The organism is Micromonospora sp. bgisy143 (assembly GCF_057708145.1).
In genome coordinates this window covers 19,441-38,946 of sequence record NZ_JBYIRN010000034.1, presented here as the reverse complement: position 1 = coordinate 38,946, position 19,506 = coordinate 19,441, and the positions used below count along the sequence as shown (strand labels likewise).

Genomic DNA, 19,506 nt, shown 5'->3' with positions numbered 1-19,506 from the left:
GTGGCGCCGCGCGTGGTCGTCGTCGAGGCCGACGGCGGGTCCCGGGGCAACCCCGGGCCGGCCGGCTACGGCGCGGTGGTGCGTGACCCGGAGACCGGCGAGGTGCTCGCCGAGCGCTCCGAGTCGTTGGGTACGGCGACCAACAACGTCGCCGAGTACCAGGGTCTGATCGCCGGTCTGCGGGCCGCCGCCGAGCTGGACGCCACCGAGGTGGACGTCCGGATGGACTCCAAGCTGGTGGTCGAGCAGATGTGCGGCCGGTGGCAGATCAAGCACCCCGGCCTGCGTCCGCTGGCCGCTCAGGCGGCCGCGCTGGTGGGCCGCTTCGGCGCGGTCCGCTTCACCTGGATCCCGCGCGAGGAGAACCGGCACGCCGACGCGCTCGCCAACGCCGCGATGGACGCCGCCGCCGGCCGGCCCGCCGCGCCGGCCTCCCTCGGCGCACCGGCCTCGGCCAGCGTGCCTGCCGGGGGCGCGTCGACGGGCAGCGACCCGGCGACCGCGCCGGCCTCCTGGGAGCCCCGTCCGAGCTTCACCGCCACCCGCCTGATCCTCGTGCGGCACGGCGAGACCGCGTACACCGAGCAGGGCCGCTACTCCGGCCGAGGCGACGTGCCGCTCTCCGAGCGCGGCCGGGCCCAGGCCGCGGCCACCGGCGCGCGGGTGGCCGCGCTGGCGCCGTCCGTCGCGGCCGTGCTCAGCTCACCCCTGTCCCGGTGTACGGCCACCGCAGCGGCGATCGCCGACGCGATCGGTGCCGTGCCGGTCCGCACCGAGGCCGACCTGATCGAGTGCGACTTCGGGCAGTGGGAGGGGCGTACCTTCGCCGAGGTACGCCAGCAGTGGCCGGGTGAGATGGACGCCTGGCTCGCCTCGACGCGGATCGCCCCGCCGGGCGGCGAGTCGTTCACCCAGGTGGCCGAACGGGTGCGTCGGGTCGTCGACGCGCTGCCGAAGGCGTACCCCGGTGAGACCGTGGTGGTCGTCTCGCACGTCTCGCCGATCAAGCTGGCGTTGCGCGACGCCCTCGCCGCCACCGACGGCTTCCTGCACCGGCTGTTCCTGGACGCGGCCGGCATCTCGGTGCTCGACCTGTGGCCCGACGGCGGCATCGCCGTCCGCACGGTCAACGACACCGCGCACCTGCCCGCTGCCTGAGCAGCGCACCCACCCTCCACCGTTCGGCGCAAACCGTGCGCCGTTCGGCGCAGCGCCGTCCGCACCCTGATCGTGACGGCGGTCACAGAGTCGTAGCCTCCGGCCGTTACATCGAGTGCCTCGACTCCCCGGAGGTGTGTCAGATGGCTGCACCCGAACCGGAGGCGCCTACCACGGCGTCGTCCAGGGCGAAGGACCACAGCCCCTGGAACTGGTTGCTCCTGATCCCCATCGTGGTGCCGCTGGTCCCGGCGTTCTTCAACAGTGACGCGCCCCGGATCTTCGGCTTCCCCCGCTACTACTGGCTGCAACTGGCCTGGATCCTGCTCGGCGTCTCCACCACGACGCTGGTCTACCAGATGACCAAGAAGCGGGGGACCCGCTGATGTGGCGCGACCATCTCACCGAGATCATCGTCTTCTCGCTGCTGTTCCTGCTGGTCAGCGCGATGGGTTTCGTGGCCGCCCGGTGGCGCGCGCCGAAGGACATGGCACACCTCGACGAGTGGGGCCTGGGCGGGCGCAGCTTCGGCGGCTGGATCACCTGGTTCCTGGTCGGCGGTGACCTCTACACCGCGTACACCTTCGTGGCGGTGCCGGCGCTGATGTTCGGGGCCGGGGCGGCCGGGTTCTTCGCCGTGCCGTACACGATCGTGATCTATCCGATGGTGTTCCTGGTGCTGATCCGGCTCTGGTCGGTCTCGCACCGGCACGGCTTCGTCACCCCGGCCGACTTCGTCCGGCGGCGGTTCGACTCGCCCGTGCTGGCACTGCTCATCGCGATCACCGGGATCGTCGCCACCATGCCGTACATCGCGCTGCAACTGGTGGGCATCGAGGCGGTGCTCAAGACGATGGGCGTGACGGGCGACAGCGCCCTGGCCCGGCACCTGCCGATCATCATCGCGTTCGCCATCCTCGCCGCGTACACCTACCAGTCGGGGCTGCGCGCGCCCGCGCTGATCGCGTTCGTCAAGGACAGCCTGATCTACATCGTCATCCTGGTGGCGGTCATCTACCTGCCGTACAAGCTCGGCGGTTGGGGCGACATCTTCGACGCCGCGGACGCGAAGTTCCAGGCGTCACCGAACCCGAACGACGGCATCCTGCTCAACGCCAACAACCAGCTTCAGTACGTCACGTTGGCGTTCGGGTCGGCGTTGGCCCTGTTCCTCTACCCGCACAGCATCACCGGCGTCCTGGCCAGCCGGAACCGGGACGTGATCAAGCGGAACATGTCGGCGCTGCCCGCGTACAGCCTGCTGCTCGGGCTCATCGCGCTGCTCGGCTACATGGCCATCGCGGCCGGGGTGAAGCCGCTGCCGGGGGCCTCGGCCGGCAGCGTGGACAACAACACGATCGTGCCGCTGCTGTTCGACCAGCAGTTCCCGGACTGGTTCGCCGGGGTGGCGTACGCGGCGATCGGCATCGGCGCGCTGGTGCCGGCGGCGATCATGTCGATCGCGGCGGCGAACCTGTTCACCCGCAACATCTACAAGGAGTACCTGAAGAAGGACGCCACCGCCGCGCAGGAGGCCAACGTCTCGAAGATCACCTCCCTGGTGGTCAAGGTCGGCGCGGTCGCCTGCATCGTCTTCCTCGACCCGCAGTTCTCGATCGACCTCCAGCTCATCGGCGGCGTCATCATCCTCCAGACGCTGCCGGCGGTGGCGCTGGGCCTCTACACCCGCTGGTTTCACCGCACCGCCCTGATCGCCGGCTGGGCCGCCGGCATGGGCCTCGGCATGTGGATGCTGTACCAGGTCGCCAGCCCGACGAAGAAGCACTTCGGCGGCTCGGCGTTCCCGCTGTCCGAGTTCGGGTTCGACACCAAGAAGACGATCTACGTGGGCATCGTGGCGGTGCTGGTCAACCTGGCCGTCGCCGCCCTGCTGACGCTGATCCTGCGGGCCGTGAAGGCGCCCGAGGGAGTCGACGGCACCGAGCCGGACGACTACTTCGCCGACGAGGGCGACCCCCGCGTCACCCCGGGTGCCGACCGCGACGTCAACTCGGCCCGCGAGCCGGTCGCCTGACCCCGTTCCCGTTCCCGTTCCCGTTCCCCGGGCGCCCGCCGCGAGGCAGGCGCCCGGGGGCGTCTGGCGCCCGGTCGCGAAGCGTCGCCCGTCGCTCACCCCTTCAAGATCGTGCTCGATCCTTGTTGTAGTGGTGTCGGGCGGCGGGGATGGCACTACAACCAGGATGTTGCGCGATCTTGGCGGCGAACGAGTGCGGGGCAGCGCCGGGCTGGGGTGCGCAACTTCAGGGATGTTGCTGCCTTGGGGGCGCCGGAGGCAGCAGCATCGGTGAAGTTGCGCGGATCTTGGCGGTCAGCGTTGGCGGTTGCGGTTTATCAGGGCCTGGTTGAGGCGGCCTAGGAGTCGCGCCAGCGTTTCGCGGTCTTCGGGGCTCCAGTCGGACAGCATGTCGCCGTAGAGGCGGGTGCGGGCGGCCTGCACGGCGGCCATCCGCTGGAGGCCGGCGGTCGTGGGGGAGATGACGGTGCCGCGCCCGTCCGTTGGGTCGGGGGCGCGGGCGATGAGGCCGTCGCGTTGCAGGGCGGAGACCTGTCGGGTCACCGTCGAGCCGTCCAGGTTGAGGCGCGCGGCGAGCGCGGAGACGTTCTGCGGGCCGGCGGCGTCGAGGTGTCGCAGGATGACGTAAGCCGCTCGGTCGAGCACTCGGTGCTCGGCGGTGCCGGTGGCCCGCCGGGTGGCCTCGCCGAAGCGCATCAGCAGGGCCACCTCGGTCTCGATCAGTCCGAGGGTGCTCTCGTCGTCGTCGCTCATAGCTGTAGGATACAGGGTAAATACCTGTACGATACAGCTAATTGGGGAGTCGGAGTGGATCGGTCATCCGAACCAAACCGCAGTGCCATCTACGCCACCACTCTGGTGGCCTTCCTCGCCATCGCCGGCATCGCCGTCGTCGACCCGATCCTGCCCGCCATCGGCGAGGCGATCGGGGTCACCGCCTGGCAGGTCGAGTTGCTGTTCACCGCGTACATCGCGGTCATGGCCCTGGGGATGATCCCGGCGACGCTCGCGAGCGGCCGGTTCGGCTTCAAGCCGGTGCTGGTCACCGGCGTCTCGGTGGTCGGCCTGGCCGCCATCCTCGCCTCGTTCAGCGACAACATCGTGCAGCTCTCCGTGCTGCGCGGCGTGTGGGGCCTCGGCAACGCGATGTTCTTCGCCACCGCCATGGTGGTGCTGGTCAACCTGGCCGTCGACCGGGAGTGGGTGGTCGGCCTCTTCGAGACCGCCCTCGGTCTCGGCTTCGCCGTCGGCCCGCTGATCGGCGGCCTGCTCGGCGAGGTGAGCTGGCGGCTGCCGTTCTTCGTCTGCGGCGTGTTCATGGTCCTCGCCCTCGCCGTGGCCGCCCGCAAGCTGCGTGAGCCCACGAACCGTCAGGCCCCGGTACGCCTCGGCCAGATCTTCGCCACCTACCGTCGCCCGGCGTTCATCGCGCTCTGTGCGGTCACCGCCGCGTACAACTTCGTGTTCTTCGTCGTGCTCGGCTACACGCCGCTCTTCCTGGGCCTCGACGTGATCCCGCTGGGCCTCGCATTCACCGGCTGGGGGCTCGGCCTGGCCACCGGCATCCTGGTGATCGGCCACCAGCTGGCCCACCGGATCGGCGCGGTACAGACCGTCGGCGTGGCCATCGCCGGGCTGCTGGTCTGCATGGTCCTGTTCGCCACGTCCACCAGCACCGCCGAGGCGCTCGTGGTGCTGGTGCTCGCCGGCCTGTGCATGGGCCTGGCCAACGCCAACCTCACCGACCTGGCGCTCGGCCTCGGCTCCAGCGACCGCCGGCTCGCCACCGGCGCGTTCAACCTGGTCCGCTGGGGCGCCGCCGCGCCCGCGCCGATCATCTCCGGCAAGCTCGCCGAGCAGTCCCTGGCGCTGCCGTTCTGGGTCGGCTTCGGGGTGCTCACCGTCGGGGTGCTGGTCTACCTGGCGTTCGCGCACCTGATGGCCGCCGGCTACGGCGAACGGGTCCTCTGGTCCCGCTGGAACCGCGCCGCCGCCGACGCCGAGCACGCCCCCGAGGAACCGGTGGGCGAGGCGTACTGAGGGCCTGGCCTCGGGGGCCCGCTCCAAGATCCGCGCACTATCAGGGAAACTGCTGCCTCAACGCCGTCCGAGGCAGCAGTTTCCCGGTAGTTGCGCGGATCTTCGGCGTCGGGGCGCGTCAGCGCAGGGCGCGGTAGAGCAGGTAGAGGCCGATCGTCGTACCGAAGATCACGATCAGCGTCTTGAGCACCACCGGCGGCAGTCGGCGGACCAGCCGCGCGCCCGCGTACCCCCCAAGGAGGGTGGCGGGCGCGACCACCGCGACCGCCGCCCAGTTCAGCGGGCCGAACAGGGCGAAAATCACGAGCGTGGTCAACCCCACCAGTGCCGAGAGCAGATTCTTGATCGCGCTCACCCGTGCCAGGGTCGCGTCGAGCACCAGCGCCAGGCCGGCGACCAGCATCACCCCGAGCGCCGCGCCGAAGTACCCGCCGTACACCGCGCCGAGCGCGACCATCGTCTGGACCGCGACCGTCCGCCGGCGTGGCGACAGGTCCCGCGGGTGACCGACCAGGCGGCGCAGCGGATCCTGGAAGGCCAGGACCGCGGTCGCGCCGAGAACCAGAAAGGGTACGACCAGCTCGAACGCGCGGGCCGGAGTCGCCAGCAACAGCAACGCCCCGACAATCGTGCCGACGATCGTGGTGGGCACCAACGTGGCGAGCGCGCGGGGGCGCGGCAGGTCCTGCCGGCTGCCCGCCACGCTGGCCACGTACCCGGGGAACACGGCGACCGAGTTGCTGACGTTGGCGGGCACCGGCGGCAACCCGATCGCGATCATCGCCGGGAACGTGATCAGCGAACCACCGCCGGCCACCGCGTTGACCGTGCCCGCGGCGAGACCGGCGGCGAGCAGCAGCGCGGCGTGGGAGAGATCCATAGCCCCACGAGGCTAGCCCTCGCCCTCCGAGCTGGCGTCGCCGGATCGCCCATGAGCTGCCCGATCTTGCCCAGGCGGGGCGGCAATACCGGCAGCCCGGCCGTCGTTAGGATGGGAGCGCGACGGACGAGTCGACCGGGCGGTCGCGTCGGCGGGCTTCGGCCCGCCGCCGAGGAACGTCCGGACTCCACAGGGCAGGGTGGTTGTTAACGGCAACCCGGGGCGACCCGCGGGACAGTGCCACAGAAAACAGACCGCCGACCCCAACGGGGACGGTAAGGGTGAAACGGTGGGGTAAGAGCCCACCAGCACCCCGGGTGACCGGGGTGGCTCGGTAAACCCCACCCGGAGCAAGGCCAAGCAAGGGCCGTCACCGCAAGATGACGACCCGGCGCAGACGCTTGAGGGCTGCCCGCCCGATGTCTGCGGGTAGGCCGCTAGAGCCTGTCGGCAACGGCAGGCCGAGATGGATGGCCGCCGCCGGCGCGAAACCCCTTTGGGGTACGCGCCGCGCACAGAATCCGGCGTACAGGTCGACTCGTCCGTCGCCCACGAGGCCAGCCGCCCGCCAATGACGGCTGGCCTGGTGTTTCTTCAGGTATTGCCGGTCGCCATTGGTCATCTTTGGCCAGCAATTGCCGGGCCGGTGACGGCTCACACGGCCCACGGGCGGCCCAGATTCTTGACCCTAGGCGCGTGCCCTTGGTTCAGGCGAGAATCTTGTGAAGAAGGTCGCCCGGACCGCTCCACCCGCCGCCGGATCGGCAAGACTGACGCCATCGACGCCGAGTCCGCTGCCCGGGCGGTCCTGTCCGGCCGCGCCACCGGCACCCCGAAGACGCGATGCGCGGGTCGAGATGATCCGGGCTCTGCGCGTCGCCCGCCGCGGAGCGATGAAAGCCCGCATTCAAGCCGGAGGACAACTCGAAGGACTCATCGTCACGGCTCCGGAACCCGTGAGACAGCTGGTGCGCGGTCTGGCCGGCAAGAAAACGCATCCACGCCTGCGCCGCTCTCAGGCCTGGCACGGTGTCTGATCCGACGACCGCCACGAAGGTCGCGCTGCGAAGCCTCGCCCGACGCTGGCTCGCCCTGCAAGCCGAGATCGACGACCTCGACAGCCACCTGGCTACCCTCGTCACAGCTGCCGCCCCGAATCTGGTCGCGCTGCCGCGCGTCGGCGTCGACACCGCTGGGCAACTTCTCGTGACCGCCGGCGACAACGCTCATCGCTTGCACTCCGAGGCGGCGTTCGCCCGGCTCTGCGGCGTGGCCCCCATCCCGGCCAGCTCGGGACGAACCGACCGCCACCGGCTGCACCGTGGCGGCGATCGTGAAGCCAACCGCGCCCTCTGGCGCATCACCCTGGTCCGCATGCGCTGCCACCAGCCCACCAAGGACTACGTCACCCGCCGCACCGCAGAGGGCAAGACCAAGACCGAGATCATGCGATGCCTCAAGCGCTACATCGCGCGCGAGACGTTCCCGCTCCTGCAAGCTACCGTCGTCAACGCAGCAATGCCTGATGCCGGGGAGGCGTGGGGTGACAGAGTTTGAGGGCACCTACCGCAGACTTCTCCTGATTGATCCGCCGCTACGCAGGCAGTGGCTACTCGACCGCAAGCCTGCCTCGGTAAGTCCCGTGCATTGGTGGTTCGCACTGATCGACCAAGCAACCTCGGATGTGCGCCGCCAGCACTGCGGGTGGCCCCACCATCGGCCCCATGCCGACATGCCACTAGCGGTGTTCCTGATCGACCTGGCATCAGAACACGGCTTTCCAACAGAGCTGGGGGCCGAACAACTCGCCTCGCTCATCACGATCGCCCTTAATGCCGGTCAGCGAGTCCAGGACCTACCAGCCAGCGCTCGACCGGACACGGTCGCCCGGCGGGCTGTCGACAGCTTCGGCATGACTCGGGAACAAGCTGCTGCCCGAGCAGCGAGCCTCCGCGCAACCCCGCTTACCGAGGATGATTTCGTCCAGCCAGGTGAAGACTGGCAGGCGAGATGGCAAGCACTCACAGTGACCGACGACTACCAGGACTACCACCGGCTTCTCAACATCGAGCGAATCTTGACCGACCTCGCACCCCTCGTCGACTACATGACCGACGCCCGCCTCGTCGCTGACGTCCAGGCATGGCTTCAGGTGCTAGCCGAACTAGACCCAGCCCCGGAGGTGACCACACCATCCGAACAAACGCCGAAGGAGCCGCTCGACCGCACGGACTAACCACCGAGGTTGACGAAAATAGGAGCGTCCGCTTCGCCGGCAGTCCGGCACACAACAGTGCGCCCTGAACATCCGGATTTCCGGCAATGCTGCCATTGGCGGCTTCGTGCCCAGCCGTAATCCCTGCTAGTTGGTTCAGGCGCCTCCGGTTGCTGCCTCGCTGTACTTCTGTGCTGCATATCGAGTGGGCGTCCCAATCGCCGGTGAGGACGGAGATCCGCTATTAACCGACTCCCTTAACTCATCATAGCCATTTCCGCATCATCCTCGCCGGTGAGGTCGGTCTGAGTGATTGCAGGGACGTCCATCAATCGTATATCAGCAACTTTGCGCGACCGCCACGCCGCGCCAACAACTTGAATTGGTGCAATAAGTATGTCTAGGGGCCAGCGTAGTGATCCGTTGACCTTGAGTAGGAACATCCGCTCGGGCGGCCACCGCTTCCATTGAATTCGCTCCTGGAGACGGTTGATCCAATCGATGGTACGCCAGTGAGTAACGCGCGTGGCGCGGCGACTTGTTGATGCTAGCCGCCAGGTCAGGCGGAAGGCACGCATCAAGCCATAACGGCTGGCTGCTCGCCAGGCGACTGCGAGGCGGCTCCGCTCACCCAGAATCTCACCAGGTGCGAGCCCTCCGGGGTTTTGAAACCTTGCATCCAAGTCTCCTACCTCAATGGCATGCACCACCAGCAAATCAAGGAACAGCGCGATCCGTTCAGAGGTCCCACGCGCCACATCTAGAAACTCGCCCCAGCCGATGCGTCGGACCACCTCCGCTGCGGAAAGGTCCTTCCACGACTCCCACTCCATGGCGTCCGGAGCGGGACAGCTGGAACCATGGCCGTATCGGGAGCGGAGAAGTTCAAGTAGATCGTCGCCGACTCGAATTACCTCTAGGCCAAAAGCTTCGTAAACCGCATCCAGCGAGAGGCGTTTCCGTAGGACAAGGCTGGAGGTCTGCGCTAAATGGGTCATCACGCGCCGAACGGCGGCTTGGTACGGAATCAGTCCATCTGATGCAATGGTTTGTTCCCGGATTACCTTCTCCCAGTCGTCGCTGGGTTCTGCGCTGCCTGTGAAAAAGGGAAGCTCCCTAATCCGTGAAACCCTGTATCGCTCAACGGCTTCGATAAAGCGCGTTGCCTTTGCTTCGCCCACACCGAACCGCTGCACGGCGGTCATGCCAACAGCCGGCAGCAAGGCCATCTCCCAGCTCTCGGCGAGGGTCGTCCAGGCGGCAGCCTGCTGTCGGTGGGCCTCGGCCTCCTGAAGTTGCCCTTGACGCCGCTGGACGCGCCACTGCCCGAGCACGATCATGGCGCTCACGGTTGCTACACCGGCTGACGCCCAAGCGGCCCACGTCTGTTGATCCATAGCTACCCCCGCGACGAGAGTAATGGATTCGGCTTCACATTTGGCTGCAGCGTGGGTGCGAGGCGACCAAGGATTGAGCTTCGAGAGATTGATTGTGCTGCCGCTTACAGGGGTCGCCGTCCAAGTTCGCCGACACGTCCGATATGGCCCGGCACCACTGATCAGGCTGGATCAGCTGTGGCTCAAGTGTTTGACCGGCGGGTGGCTGCACCGGCGGCTGACGGTGGCTCGCTGGCCGGTGCGATGACGACCGGGCCGCTTGCCGCAGGCCAGGGCCTTCCAAGCCACCGGGCGAAGCGCGGTGCGTTGCGTCGTTTACGGCCGCTCGACGACCTGGGCGACGAACGCGGCCCAGGCGGCAGGGGCGAAGGTCAAGGCCCGTCCGGCGGCGTCCTTCGAGTCGCGCACGGCCACAACACCGGGCAGGTTGCTCGCCACCTCGACGCAGTTCCCACCGCTCGCGCCGCTGCGGGTGGACTTGCGCCACCGAGCGTTACTGAGGTCCATGATGGCTCTCCACTTCCTTCAGCAGGTCGATGGACTGCCGGCGGGGTAGAGCCTCGTTCCGGACGCTCTCCCACCGTGCCTGAAGCGTAGCCACCTCATCGTCCTTGTCGATGACGTCCCCGCCAAGCTGGTTTTCGAGGTGGCCGACCCACATTCCCTCCTTGGACCGGGCCAGCGCGAACGGTCCGGACAGCCCGATGTGCAGACCGCTGGCGGCCGGAACGACGTGGACGTGAACGTGTGGAAGCTCGGCCATCGCGACCAGGTGGGCGATCTGCTGAGCCATGATTCCGCCCAGGTCATCGCCTGTACGCCGTATCGCGCCTTCGTCCAGCACGGCGACGAACTGCGGCCGGCGCTCGCCGATCAGGATTGCTTGCCGGCTCATTCGCGCCTGTACCCGCTGCTCTACCTCGTCGTCGGTGAGGCTCTCGTCCGTCCGTAGGACGGTGCGGGCGTAGTGCTCCACCTGAAGCAGGCCGGGAATCAGGTTGGGCTCGAAATAGCGAAGCTGGGTCGCCTCTCGCTCGGCATCTAGCCAGGGCAGGAACCACGACGGCGTGCCGAACTTCGTCGCCAGACGCTCGAAGAGTCCACCACTCTTCAGCGCCCGATCGGCGCCCTTGATGAAGTCCATCGTCAATGCTCGTGTGCCGCTTTCCACGGCGCTGACGTGTGACGCGCTAAAGCCGGCCGCCCTTCCGAACGCGTCCTGTGTCATCCCGGACGCGCCGCGAGCACGGCGGATCTCGCCGACGATGAAGTCAGCCAGTGGGCTCGGCACGTCAGCCATTCAACGCTCCTCAGATCGGAGATCGACTACCCGAGGCGCTACACGTCCGGAGTCTGTTCCGCCAGCTCCGGCCCGGCGACCTGGAACACCTTCCGAGCGTAGTGGCCTCCGCAGCAGAGTGTCACCAGGCGGCGCGGCTGGTAGGGACCACGAGACCGGCGGTCGCGTTCGCAGCGGGGCCGCTTCTGGCGGGCGAGCACTCACGGGAGCGGCCCCTTCTCATCGCCACCAAGGGGGGACCGTGCCCGACGACAAGCACGAGAGGCCGATGAAGGCCGGCGACCTCGTCTACCTGACCACGGCCGCGAGCGTGCAGTTCCTGCGCCCGATCGTCGTACGCGTCATCCGCGAGTTGCCCGAGCGGCACACGTACGACGGGTGGGTCTGGATCGAGGGCTACCAGCTCAACGCGGCGGGCGACGCCGTGGCGCGACGAGAGCTGTACGTGAGGCGTGCGGGCGTGCGCTTGCAAGCCCTGCCGGTCATACCGACCAGGCCGGACAAACGCCGGCGAGCCCGGGTGCACGTCGGATGACAACCCGCCCTCGCCCGCACCTGCCGATGCGTCCGGCGTGGCTGTGCCGCAACTGCGCCGCCCCTTGGCCGTGCGGTCCGGCTCAACTCAATCTCGCCGCCGAGTTCTACGGTCACTCCATCGCCTTGGCGTTCTACCTGGCCGCGTCGATGCACGACGCGATCGACGACGCGTACGGCCTGGGGATGCGCCCCAACCTGCCGGCGATGCATGCCAGATTTCTCGGGTGGTTGTCCCTGGCCCGGCGGCCTCGCCGGCTGATCAGTCCCGACCGCGCCACGGAGTGAGGCTCAGAACCCAGGGTCTTCGGCGTCCCAGCCGAGATCGGCGAGTTTACGCAGGACTGCGCCAACGCGCGGAGTCCAGAAGAGCAGAACCTGGTCGCGTCCCTTGACCTGAAAGGAGACGGCGGTCGCCGGCAGCGGGAACCGTCCGTGTAGAGGTCGGTGCGGCAGTGCCTCCACCTGGAAGTGCCGCAAGGTGTCCGAGCTGGTTCGTGATGACAGGGTCAATGTGCTGTCGTCGACGTGCAGCTTGACCGTTGGCCAGGCCATTCGGCGGACAGCCCTGAGCGGACTGCCTCGGGTGAAGTCGAGGCGGTCGACGTAGGTGAGCCCACCGCGCGTATCGAAGGCATTCGAGATCACTGAGGGATGGTAAGGGGGCGAGCACCGGGTGGGTGAGGGCTTGCATCTGATACCTGGGTACAGGCTTACCGTCGAGGGTATGAGTGATCGCCACATCACGACGGACGAGGCCTGGGTGCCGGATGCCTGCACCCTCCCGACGGCCGAACGGCCGTTGCGGCTCGCCGAGTTCGATCGGTTCTTCACCGCCGCGGTACGGGGTATCGACCGACTGTCGACGCAGCATCTGCGGTTGCGGCTCGACGGTGCCGCGCGGGTTGAGGAGTTGGCACGGGACCTGACGGCCCGAGAGTCGTCCTGCTGCTCGTTCTTCACCTTCGACCTTTCCCGGTCGGACCCCGACTCGCTCTCTCTGGACGTCCGGGTGCCGGCGGCTCACGTCGACGTGCTCGACGCCCTCGCCGAGCGGGCCGTGTCTCTACGGACCGAGAGGTGACCGGGTCGCGCCTGCGCAGCGGTCAACTGGCCGAAGCGGCGGGGGTCAACCCGCAGACCCTGCGCTACTACGAGCGCCGGGGCCTGCTTGACGCGCCGGAGCGTTCGCCGGGCGGGCATCGGCTCTACCCGGCCGAGACGGTCACCCTGCTGCGAGTCATCAAGACCGCGCAGCGCCTGGGGTTCACCCTCGACGAGGTGGCCGACCTGCTCGATGCCGGCAGGCACCAACACCGGAGTCGGTCCGACACCGGCCTCCAGGCGCGCGCCAGGGAGAAGCTTGTCGAGATCGAGCAGAGGTTGGCGGACCTGACGGTCATCCGCGACACGTTGCGGGACGCCATCTCGGCCGGCTGTGACGACCTGGTCGCCTGCGCGGGAAGCACCTGCTGCCCCCTGCCCTTCGCCGCACTGGCGGACCACCGTCCGCGGGGCCGTTGAGGGACGAGCTGGGTACGTCACGCCGACGCTGAGTCCAGCAGAAAAGACGACCCGGCCGGGTGGGTCACCCCACCCGGCCGGTGTCGAGCCAGAACGTCAGTGCTTCTTGAACACCGGCATGGTGTCCAGGGTGGTGGTGACGTTCTGCGTGGTGCCGCCCCGGTACGTCTTGCCGGTGAAGATGTCCGTCCAGCTGTTGCCCGGCGGGAACCACACCGACGTGGTGGCGGTGTCACCCGGCGTCGTCACCGGCGCCACCAGGTAGTCCGGGCCGTAGAGGTACTGCGAGCCGGCGGTGGCGTACGCGGCCTGCTCGTTCGGGTACGCCAGGTACATCGAGCGCACGATCGGCGTACCCGTGCGGGTTGCCTCCTTGGCGGCGGCGTAGGTGTACGGCTGGAGTTCCTTGCGCAGGTTGAGGAACTTCTTGGCCGACGCGTTCGCGGCCGGGCCGTACTGCCAGGGCAGCCGGTCGCTGTGGTTGGAGTGCAGCCGGTCGATGGGCTGGAACGTGCCGAACTGCACCCACCGGGCGTACAGGTCGTCGGGCAGCTTGGTGCTGCCCGGCTCGCTGCCCGGCTCCCGCAGGCCGCCGGTGTGCCCGCCGATGTCGTGGCTGACGGCGGCCAGCCCGGTCGCGGCCGACTCGCCCGGCGTGTAGCCGACCTCCATCTGGAGGGTCTGCCAGTCGCTTGTGGTGTCACCGGTGAAGTGCAGCGTGGTGCGCTTGTCCGCCCACGGGCCGGTGGCCACGGGGGTGGGGCTGCTGTAGCCGCCGGCCTGCAACGACCCGTACGCGCGGGAGAAGGCGAAGCCGGTCTTGTCGGCGTACTGCTGGTTGATCCACGCGTCACCGGTTACCCCGGCGAGCGAGGACCTGGTGTTGTCGCAGCACCAGTCCAGCCACCAGAAGTCGGGGCCCTTGCTGTTCTTCGGCAGCATTCCGTCGTGCAGCTCGAGGTACGCCTTGAGCTGGTCCGGGTCGCCGAAGTCGAACGCGTAGCAGTCGGGGCCGCCGTTGCAGCCCACGCGTTGCAGCTTGCCCTTGGCGGTGGCCTGCGCCTGGGCGAACGTCGGGTCCGACCCGAGGATGCTCGGGTGGATGTTGATGCCGGTGTGCAGGCCCTGCTTCTTCGCCCAGTCGAAGAACGCCTTCGGGTCGGGGATGCGGGTGGGGTCGATGCTCCAGCCGTTCCACTTGTCCGGCGCCTTGATGTCGGTGTCAAGGACAAGAACATCCATGGGTACGCCCTCAGCCCTCGCCCGGTTCACCAGGGCCTGGAACTCGGTGGCGGTGCGGTCGTAGTACTCGGAGTACCACACCCCGTACGCCCACTTGGGCAGCAGCTTCGTGGGGCCGGTCAGGGTCGACAGGTCCTTGAGGCCACGGGTGAAGTCCTGCCCGTACGCGAAGACGTAGCCGTCCTGCTCGGGGGCGGGCCGGGGCTTGGTGGTGCGCAGGGCCGAGGCCGAGTCGTCGAGCAGGTACCAGCCGTCCTGGTAGAGCAGGCCCGGGGCGGTGAGCGCGGCACCGCTCACGCCGTCCAGGCCCCGGCGGTAGCCGCCCAGCGGCGCGTGCGGGGCGAGCAGTGGGGAGTCCTTGCCCGTGACGGCGACCGTGTCGATGTTGACGTTGCAGCTCGCCTGCGTGGGGCAGCCCAGCGTCACGGTGTTGGTGCCACGGTCGAGGTGGACCGGGACGGAGACGGTGTTCCAGTAGTCCCATCCGCTGGTCGGCGGCAGGGTCGCGGTGACCGGTGCCGCCGCTCCCGCCGTCACCGACATGGTGCGCGCCTGGCTCGGCTGGGCGCCGGCCTGGCCGTTGGCGTACCGGATCTGCACCTGGTAGTCGCCCTCGGCGGGTACCTCGGTCACGCTGAGCGCCACGGCGGCGCTGGTGCTCTCCAGGCCGGCCAGGAAACCCGTACCCGAGGCGCCGTTGTGGTCGTTCGCGGGCCGCGCGCCGCCGGTCAGCGCGCCGGTCTCGGCCTCTCCCAGGGTGCCGAACCGCAGAGGCTGCGGCGAGGGCGGGGCCGGCGCGGGGAACGGGTCACCCGGGTTGACCACGGCGAGGCTGTCGACGTTCACGTTGCCGGAGTCGTTGGGACCTCGCACGACGCTGATCTCGTGCCGGCCGGCGCTGAGGTCGACCGGCACGGTGGCCAGGTCCCAGGTGTCCCAGTTCGCGGTGGGCGGCAGGGTCAGCGTACGGCCGGCGTCGCCGTCGATCCGGACGGTCAGGGTGCGGGCCACGTTCTGGCCGTCGCCGCCGGTGCTGTTGGCGTAGCGGACGGCGAGCTGCTTCGTGCCGCCCTGTGGCGCGTCCAGCGCGAACGTGACCGAGTCGCCGGACGCGGCGAAGCCGGCCGCGAAACCGCGCCCGGTGTATCCCTGGTGGTCGGTGGCCACGCCGGGACCGTTCAGTTGCAGCGACTCGGCCTCGCAGAGCGCGCCGAACGTGCAGGCCGGCGCGGTGTGACCGGCCCAGGGCTGGCCCTGCACGGTCTGTTTGCCGGTCGCGAGCCGCACGGTGAGATTGTCGGCGGTGAACGCGCCCGAACCGACCCGGTAGCGCAGCGTCATCGCGCCGGTGTCAATGGTGAGCCAGCCGTTCTCGACGCGCTTCGTGAATCGGGTACGGGCGAAGTCGTCGCGCCCGATGACGTTGAACGTGGCGGCGTCGGTGAACCGGCCGTCCTTCTGGTACTCGGTGCGGATCAGGGTCGGGGACAGCACTTCGAATCGTGCGTTGCCCGACCGTACGGCGCCGTCCTGCGCGCCGTGCGGTTTGGCCTGGGCCGGCGCGGAGGGGGCGAGCGCCAGGCCCGTGACGAGAATGCCGGCCGCGGCGGCCGCTGTCGCCCGGCGGCGCGGTGAGTGCCGATAGAGCAAGATGCGCTCCTCGTCTCATATGGAGGAAATGAGTCGATGACAACGCTGTCACTCGCTGGAAACGCCTGTCAACGGGCGGCAGCGGGTGTCTCTTCTCTCTTTCCGGCGCGCGCGACCTGCGCTCGGCGCGCGCGGTTTGCGGGCGACCTGTGCTCGGCCTGCGTGGCGGGCGGCCGGCCCGTGGCGTGCGCTGGGCCGGCGCGTGGCGTGCGGGCGACGTGCGCTCGGCGCGCGCGGTGTGCAGGCCACCTGCGCTCGGCCGGCCCGTGGCGTGCGCTCGGCCTGCGCGTGGGGTGCTGCGGGCGGCCTGTACGCGGTCGTCCGCCTGCCGAAGTGGCACGCCTCCTGATCGGTTTGCCGCCGCCGGTGCGCGGGGATGGTCTGACGCATGTCTTTCTGGAGTCGGTTGAAGCAGAGGCGGAGCGAGCAGATCGAGCAGCGGCGTCAGGAGGCCATGGCCAAGGCGATGGCCCGTGGCGCCACCCCGGAAGAGGTGGTGGCCGCCGGTGAGCGTGCCGCCCGTGGCAACACCGCCGCCGTTATGGGTGCCATCAGCACCTGACGCGCCACCGGTGGGCGTGATCCACTCCAGGTCGGCGATATGGGGGTGTCACGCCGCTCGGATGCCGCCACTTCGGCGATCTGGAGTGGATCACGCCGCAGGCCGCACGCGCAGGCGCGGGCCGCCCGCCGAGCGCCGGCACGCCGAGCGCTGCGGCTGCGCGGGTCAGCAGCGGGCGGCGGCCAGCGGAGCTGCGCCGGCCAGGGCCTCGACCGTCGTCGTCGGCGCGGCTGACTCCTCCGTTGGCGTCGGCGAGAGCGACGGCGACGGGGTCGGGGCGGGCGTCGGGGAGGCGCTGGGCGGGGCGGCGACGAGGGGCGTTGTGGTGCGCTGGACCTTCCTCGGCGTCATGCGGATGCCCGTGACGGTCGCCTGGTGGCCGTACCCATCGGTGACCCGGATGGTGTACGGGCCGGGACCGATCCCGTCCTCGACGGTCCAGTAGTTGTCGACCTGGCGGGCGGCCTTGCGGAACCCGCCGGTCGGGCCCTTCGCCTCGACCGAGCGCAGCGGGTTGCCGTGGTTGCCGACCTGCACCGCGAACCACCACTGCGACGCCCCGCCCTTGATCCGGAAGGTGAGGCCGCCGTCGAGCGGGGGGTTCACCACCGCCCGGTACGTCACGGGGGCGATGCCCTGCGAGCGGTCGGCGATCCGGGCGAACGCCTCGGTGGAGAGGTCGATCTTGTTGGAGCCGCACCCGGCGCACTGGTCCATGACCAGCACCCGGACCGTGCCCTTGGGGCCGGTGACGTCGAGGTAGCTGCCGCAGGCAGCGGCCTTGGCGTACTGCGCGGAGCCGAGGGCCACGTAGAGCCGGTCCGTGGGCGGGCCCGGCAGGGAGCAGGTGCCGCCCGAGCGACCCGCGTCGTAGAAGCTTGCCGTTCCCTTGTGGACGGTGTTGCCGCTGGGCGGCGCGGCGCAGGCCGGGGTGGCGCCACCGCGTACGGCGAGGGTGACGCCGAGGACGGCGGCCAGGGCGGCGACCCCGGCCCCGGCCCACCAGCGCCGAAACCACCGCAGCGACCGGGGCGTGCTGGCTGGGCTGTCGCTCACGGGTTCCGTGCCTGGTGCCGTCACGGCGCCTGATGTTGCCGCATGATCCGCAGGCAGCGCAAAGGCGGTTACCGGCCGAATCGGCGGGGACGCAGACCGTCGACGGCTCGCTCCAGATCCACTCGACTTCCTCGAGATTGGGGTGTCCGGGTGCTCAGGACAGGCCGGTTTCACGGAAGGCGAGTGGATCATTAAGAACTGGCCGCCCTTATGGAACCGGCCCTGGGGAAATCCCCGACGGGCTAGGCGCCGGATCGGCGGGGACGCAGACCGTCGAGAGCGGTGCTGACGACGCGGTCGGCGTACGCGGCGGTGAGTGGCCCGCTGCGCTGGAGCCAGCGGCTGAACAGCGGCCCCCAGATCAGGTCCACCGCCACGTCGAGGTCGATGTCCTCGGCGAGTTGTCCCGCCCGCTGGGCGCTGCGCAGTCGCTGCCGTTTGGCCTCCTTCAACGGCCCGTCCAGCCGCTCGGCGTAGACCGCCGCCAGCTCGGGGTCGTGCGCGATTTCGGTGGCCAGGGCGCGCATCGGCTGCTCGTAGCGGGGATCGGTCAGCTCCACGACGGTGGCGCGGAGCACGACCGTCAGGTCCGCCGCCAGGTCGCCGGTGTCCGGCAGCGTCGGCGGCTCGCCCTCAGCACCCTCACTGAGCATGAGGAACGCGTCGAAGATGACCGCGCCCTTGGACGGCCACCAGCGGTAGATGGTCTGTTTGCCGACGCCGGCCCGCGTGGCGATGCCCTCGATGCTGAGCTTCGCGTACCCCGTCTCCTGGAGCAGCTCGAACGCCGCGGTGAGGATGGCGCGGCGTGACGTCTCGTTGCGGCGGGCCGTGTTGGGCGTCATGGGCGATCACTCTACCAGCGCGAGACGGACCGTCTCGTCTTGACGGAGGCGGCGGTATGGCCTACTGTTCGGGACATGCCGAGACGGACCGTCTCGTCTCATCTGATCGAGGGAGACCGTCATGCGTACCTGGTTCATCACCGGCGCGAGTCGCGGCCTGGGCCGCGCCTTCGCCGACGCCGCGCTGGAGCGTGGCGATCGGGTGGTCGCCGCGTCCCGGACCGTCTCGGCGGACGACTTCGCCGAACGGCACGCCGACCGGCTGCTGACGATGAAACTCGACGTCACCGACCGCACGGCGGTTCTCGCCGCCGTGGACGCCGCCGTCGCGCAGGTCGGACGCCTCGACATCGTCGTCAACAACGCCGGCACCCTGTCCATGGGCATGGTCGAGGAGTTCACCGAGGCCGAGGCGCGCGCCCAGTTCGAGGTCAACCTCTTCGGCGCACTGTGGGTCAGTCAGGCCGTCCTGCCACACCTGCGCGCCCAGCGGTCCGGCCACATCGTGCAGGTTTCCAGCATCGCCGCACTCGGTGGCTTCCCCAGCACCGGCCTGTACAGCGCGAGCAAGTTCGCCCTGGAAGGCATGAGTGAAGCGCTGGCACGGGAGGCGGCGGCCTTCGGCGTCCGGCTCAGCATCGTGCAGCCGGGCGGCTACTGGACCGACCTCTACACCAGCATCAGCGCCACGACTCCGCTGGAGGTCTACGCGCCGCTCCGCGCCGAATTGGAGCGGCAGTGGGCGGACGGCTCGGTCGACAGCGAACCCCGGCTCGCCGCCGAGGCATTGCTGCGGCTGGTCGACAGCGACGATCCGCCGCTGCGGCTGCTGCTCGGCAGCATGGTATACGACCTGGCGTTCGACATCTCCCGCCAGCGGATGGACACCTGGGCGGCGTGGGAACAGGTCAGTCGAGCCGCCGAGCACGCCGTCGCCGCCCCCAGCGACCGCTGACTTCCCGTATCGCCACGCGGGCATTCCGTTGCGTTCTACGCTCCGGGAGATGGCGGCGGCGCGGCCCTCTCAGCCTGGCGCACCCGTCGTTTCCGCAGGTCGCGCGAACTCAG

At 69.4% G+C, this 19,506-nt stretch carries 21 protein-coding genes and 1 other RNA gene; 13 read left to right on the top strand and 9 right to left on the bottom strand.

The annotated features are described in order from the left end of the window. The 3 genes from AC3EN4_RS28435 (at nt 1) to mctP (ending at nt 3,193) form a co-directional block, all read left to right on the top strand. Nucleotides 1–1,158, top strand: coding sequence for a bifunctional RNase H/acid phosphatase (locus tag AC3EN4_RS28435; protein WP_435209274.1), 1,158 nt, complete (start codon nt 1–3; stop codon nt 1,156–1,158). Between the two features lie 143 nt (nt 1,159–1,301). Then, entirely contained in the window at nt 1,302–1,544 is a 243-nt protein-coding gene (locus AC3EN4_RS28430) for a DUF3311 domain-containing protein (RefSeq protein WP_435209273.1), read from the top strand. Continuing rightward, on the top strand, nt 1,544–3,193 hold the full coding sequence (gene mctP / locus AC3EN4_RS28425; protein WP_435209272.1) for a monocarboxylate uptake permease MctP: 1,650 nt from the start codon (nt 1,544–1,546) through the stop codon (nt 3,191–3,193). Before AC3EN4_RS28430 ends, mctP begins: the two co-directional genes overlap by 1 nt. A 294-nt stretch (nt 3,194–3,487) precedes the next feature. On the opposite strand, the gene AC3EN4_RS28420 is transcribed toward mctP, so the two are convergent. Continuing rightward, entirely contained in the window at nt 3,488–3,946 is a 459-nt protein-coding gene (locus AC3EN4_RS28420; protein WP_435209270.1) for a MarR family winged helix-turn-helix transcriptional regulator, read from the bottom strand. Between the two features lie 54 nt (nt 3,947–4,000). Here AC3EN4_RS28420 and AC3EN4_RS28415 point away from each other — a divergent pair, with 54 nt between their 5' ends. Beyond that, nucleotides 4,001–5,233, top strand: a complete 1,233-nt coding sequence (locus AC3EN4_RS28415) for an MFS transporter (protein WP_435209268.1) — start codon at nt 4,001–4,003, stop codon at nt 5,231–5,233. A gap of 118 nt (nt 5,234–5,351) precedes the next feature. On the opposite strand, the gene AC3EN4_RS28410 is transcribed toward AC3EN4_RS28415, so the two are convergent. Beyond that, nucleotides 5,352–6,113, bottom strand: a complete 762-nt coding sequence (locus tag AC3EN4_RS28410; protein ID WP_435209266.1) for a sulfite exporter TauE/SafE family protein — start codon at nt 6,111–6,113, stop codon at nt 5,352–5,354. 127 nt (nt 6,114–6,240) lie between these two features. On the opposite strand from AC3EN4_RS28410, the gene rnpB reads away from it, so the two are divergent. The 3 genes from rnpB to AC3EN4_RS28395 all read left to right on the top strand — a co-directional run bounded on the left by rnpB (nt 6,241) and on the right by AC3EN4_RS28395 (nt 8,349). Then, nucleotides 6,241–6,658, top strand: an RNA gene (gene rnpB, locus AC3EN4_RS28405) — RNase P RNA component class A. A 484-nt stretch (nt 6,659–7,142) separates the two neighbouring features. Next, nucleotides 7,143–7,670, top strand: coding sequence for a transposase (locus tag AC3EN4_RS28400; RefSeq protein ID WP_435209264.1), 528 nt, complete (start codon nt 7,143–7,145; stop codon nt 7,668–7,670). Next, nucleotides 7,657–8,349, top strand: coding sequence for a hypothetical protein (locus AC3EN4_RS28395; RefSeq protein WP_435209263.1), 693 nt, complete (start codon nt 7,657–7,659; stop codon nt 8,347–8,349). Before AC3EN4_RS28400 ends, AC3EN4_RS28395 begins: the two co-directional genes overlap by 14 nt. A gap of 236 nt (nt 8,350–8,585) precedes the next feature. Here AC3EN4_RS28395 and AC3EN4_RS28390 read toward each other — a convergent pair whose 3' ends face one another. The 3 genes from AC3EN4_RS28390 to AC3EN4_RS28380 form a co-directional block, all read right to left on the bottom strand. After that, the gene (locus tag AC3EN4_RS28390; RefSeq protein ID WP_435209261.1) at nt 8,586–9,677 is read right to left on the bottom strand and encodes a hypothetical protein; all 1,092 of its coding nucleotides are present in this window, start codon (nt 9,675–9,677) and stop codon (nt 8,586–8,588) included. Between the two features lie 363 nt (nt 9,678–10,040). Continuing rightward, nucleotides 10,041–10,232, bottom strand: coding sequence for a DUF397 domain-containing protein (locus AC3EN4_RS28385; RefSeq protein ID WP_435209260.1), 192 nt, complete (start codon nt 10,230–10,232; stop codon nt 10,041–10,043). Beyond that, the gene (locus tag AC3EN4_RS28380; protein WP_435209258.1) at nt 10,219–11,025 is read right to left on the bottom strand and encodes a helix-turn-helix domain-containing protein; all 807 of its coding nucleotides are present in this window, start codon (nt 11,023–11,025) and stop codon (nt 10,219–10,221) included. Before AC3EN4_RS28380 ends, AC3EN4_RS28385 begins: the two co-directional genes overlap by 14 nt. A gap of 241 nt (nt 11,026–11,266) precedes the next feature. On the opposite strand from AC3EN4_RS28380, the gene AC3EN4_RS28375 reads away from it, so the two are divergent. Both AC3EN4_RS28375 and AC3EN4_RS28370 read left to right on the top strand, forming a co-directional pair. Next, complete coding sequence (locus AC3EN4_RS28375) at nt 11,267–11,560, top strand: hypothetical protein (RefSeq protein WP_435209256.1); 294 nt, start codon at nt 11,267–11,269, stop codon at nt 11,558–11,560. Beyond that, the gene (locus AC3EN4_RS28370) at nt 11,557–11,847 is read left to right on the top strand and encodes a hypothetical protein (RefSeq protein WP_435209255.1); all 291 of its coding nucleotides are present in this window, start codon (nt 11,557–11,559) and stop codon (nt 11,845–11,847) included. The genes AC3EN4_RS28375 and AC3EN4_RS28370 overlap by 4 nt, the downstream gene beginning before the upstream one ends. Nucleotides 11,848–11,850: 3 nt before the next feature. Here AC3EN4_RS28370 and AC3EN4_RS28365 read toward each other — a convergent pair whose 3' ends face one another. Then, nucleotides 11,851–12,207 (bottom strand): hypothetical protein, encoded by a 357-nt coding sequence (locus tag AC3EN4_RS28365; RefSeq protein ID WP_435209253.1) that lies wholly within the window; start codon nt 12,205–12,207, stop codon nt 11,851–11,853. 79 nt (nt 12,208–12,286) lie between these two features. Here AC3EN4_RS28365 and AC3EN4_RS28360 point away from each other — a divergent pair, with 79 nt between their 5' ends. Both AC3EN4_RS28360 and AC3EN4_RS28355 read left to right on the top strand, forming a co-directional pair. Next, complete coding sequence (locus AC3EN4_RS28360) at nt 12,287–12,643, top strand: hypothetical protein (protein ID WP_435209252.1); 357 nt, start codon at nt 12,287–12,289, stop codon at nt 12,641–12,643. After that, the gene (locus tag AC3EN4_RS28355; protein ID WP_435209251.1) at nt 12,640–13,083 is read left to right on the top strand and encodes a MerR family transcriptional regulator; all 444 of its coding nucleotides are present in this window, start codon (nt 12,640–12,642) and stop codon (nt 13,081–13,083) included. Before AC3EN4_RS28360 ends, AC3EN4_RS28355 begins: the two co-directional genes overlap by 4 nt. Before the next feature lie 96 nt (nt 13,084–13,179). Here the strand turns inward: AC3EN4_RS28355 and AC3EN4_RS28350 are convergent, their stop codons facing one another. Further along, on the bottom strand, nt 13,180–15,975 hold the full coding sequence (locus tag AC3EN4_RS28350) for a TIM-barrel domain-containing protein (protein WP_435209249.1): 2,796 nt from the start codon (nt 15,973–15,975) through the stop codon (nt 13,180–13,182). A 388-nt stretch (nt 15,976–16,363) separates the two neighbouring features. Between AC3EN4_RS28350 and AC3EN4_RS28345 the strand changes: the two genes are divergently transcribed. Then, on the top strand, nt 16,364–16,537 hold the full coding sequence (locus tag AC3EN4_RS28345) for a hypothetical protein (protein WP_435209247.1): 174 nt from the start codon (nt 16,364–16,366) through the stop codon (nt 16,535–16,537). A 165-nt stretch (nt 16,538–16,702) separates the two neighbouring features. On the opposite strand, the gene AC3EN4_RS28340 is transcribed toward AC3EN4_RS28345, so the two are convergent. Together AC3EN4_RS28340 and AC3EN4_RS28335 are read right to left on the bottom strand one after the other, a co-directional pair. Further along, nucleotides 16,703–17,593: an expansin EXLX1 family cellulose-binding protein gene (locus AC3EN4_RS28340; RefSeq protein WP_435209245.1), complete on the bottom strand. Its 891-nt coding sequence runs from the start codon at nt 17,591–17,593 to the stop codon at nt 16,703–16,705. Between the two features lie 242 nt (nt 17,594–17,835). After that, nucleotides 17,836–18,438, bottom strand: a complete 603-nt coding sequence (locus AC3EN4_RS28335) for a TetR/AcrR family transcriptional regulator (RefSeq protein WP_435209243.1) — start codon at nt 18,436–18,438, stop codon at nt 17,836–17,838. 121 nt (nt 18,439–18,559) lie between these two features. On the opposite strand from AC3EN4_RS28335, the gene AC3EN4_RS28330 reads away from it, so the two are divergent. Next, nucleotides 18,560–19,393, top strand: coding sequence for an SDR family NAD(P)-dependent oxidoreductase (locus tag AC3EN4_RS28330; RefSeq protein WP_435209242.1), 834 nt, complete (start codon nt 18,560–18,562; stop codon nt 19,391–19,393). The last annotated feature ends 113 nt before the right edge of the window (nt 19,394–19,506 follow it).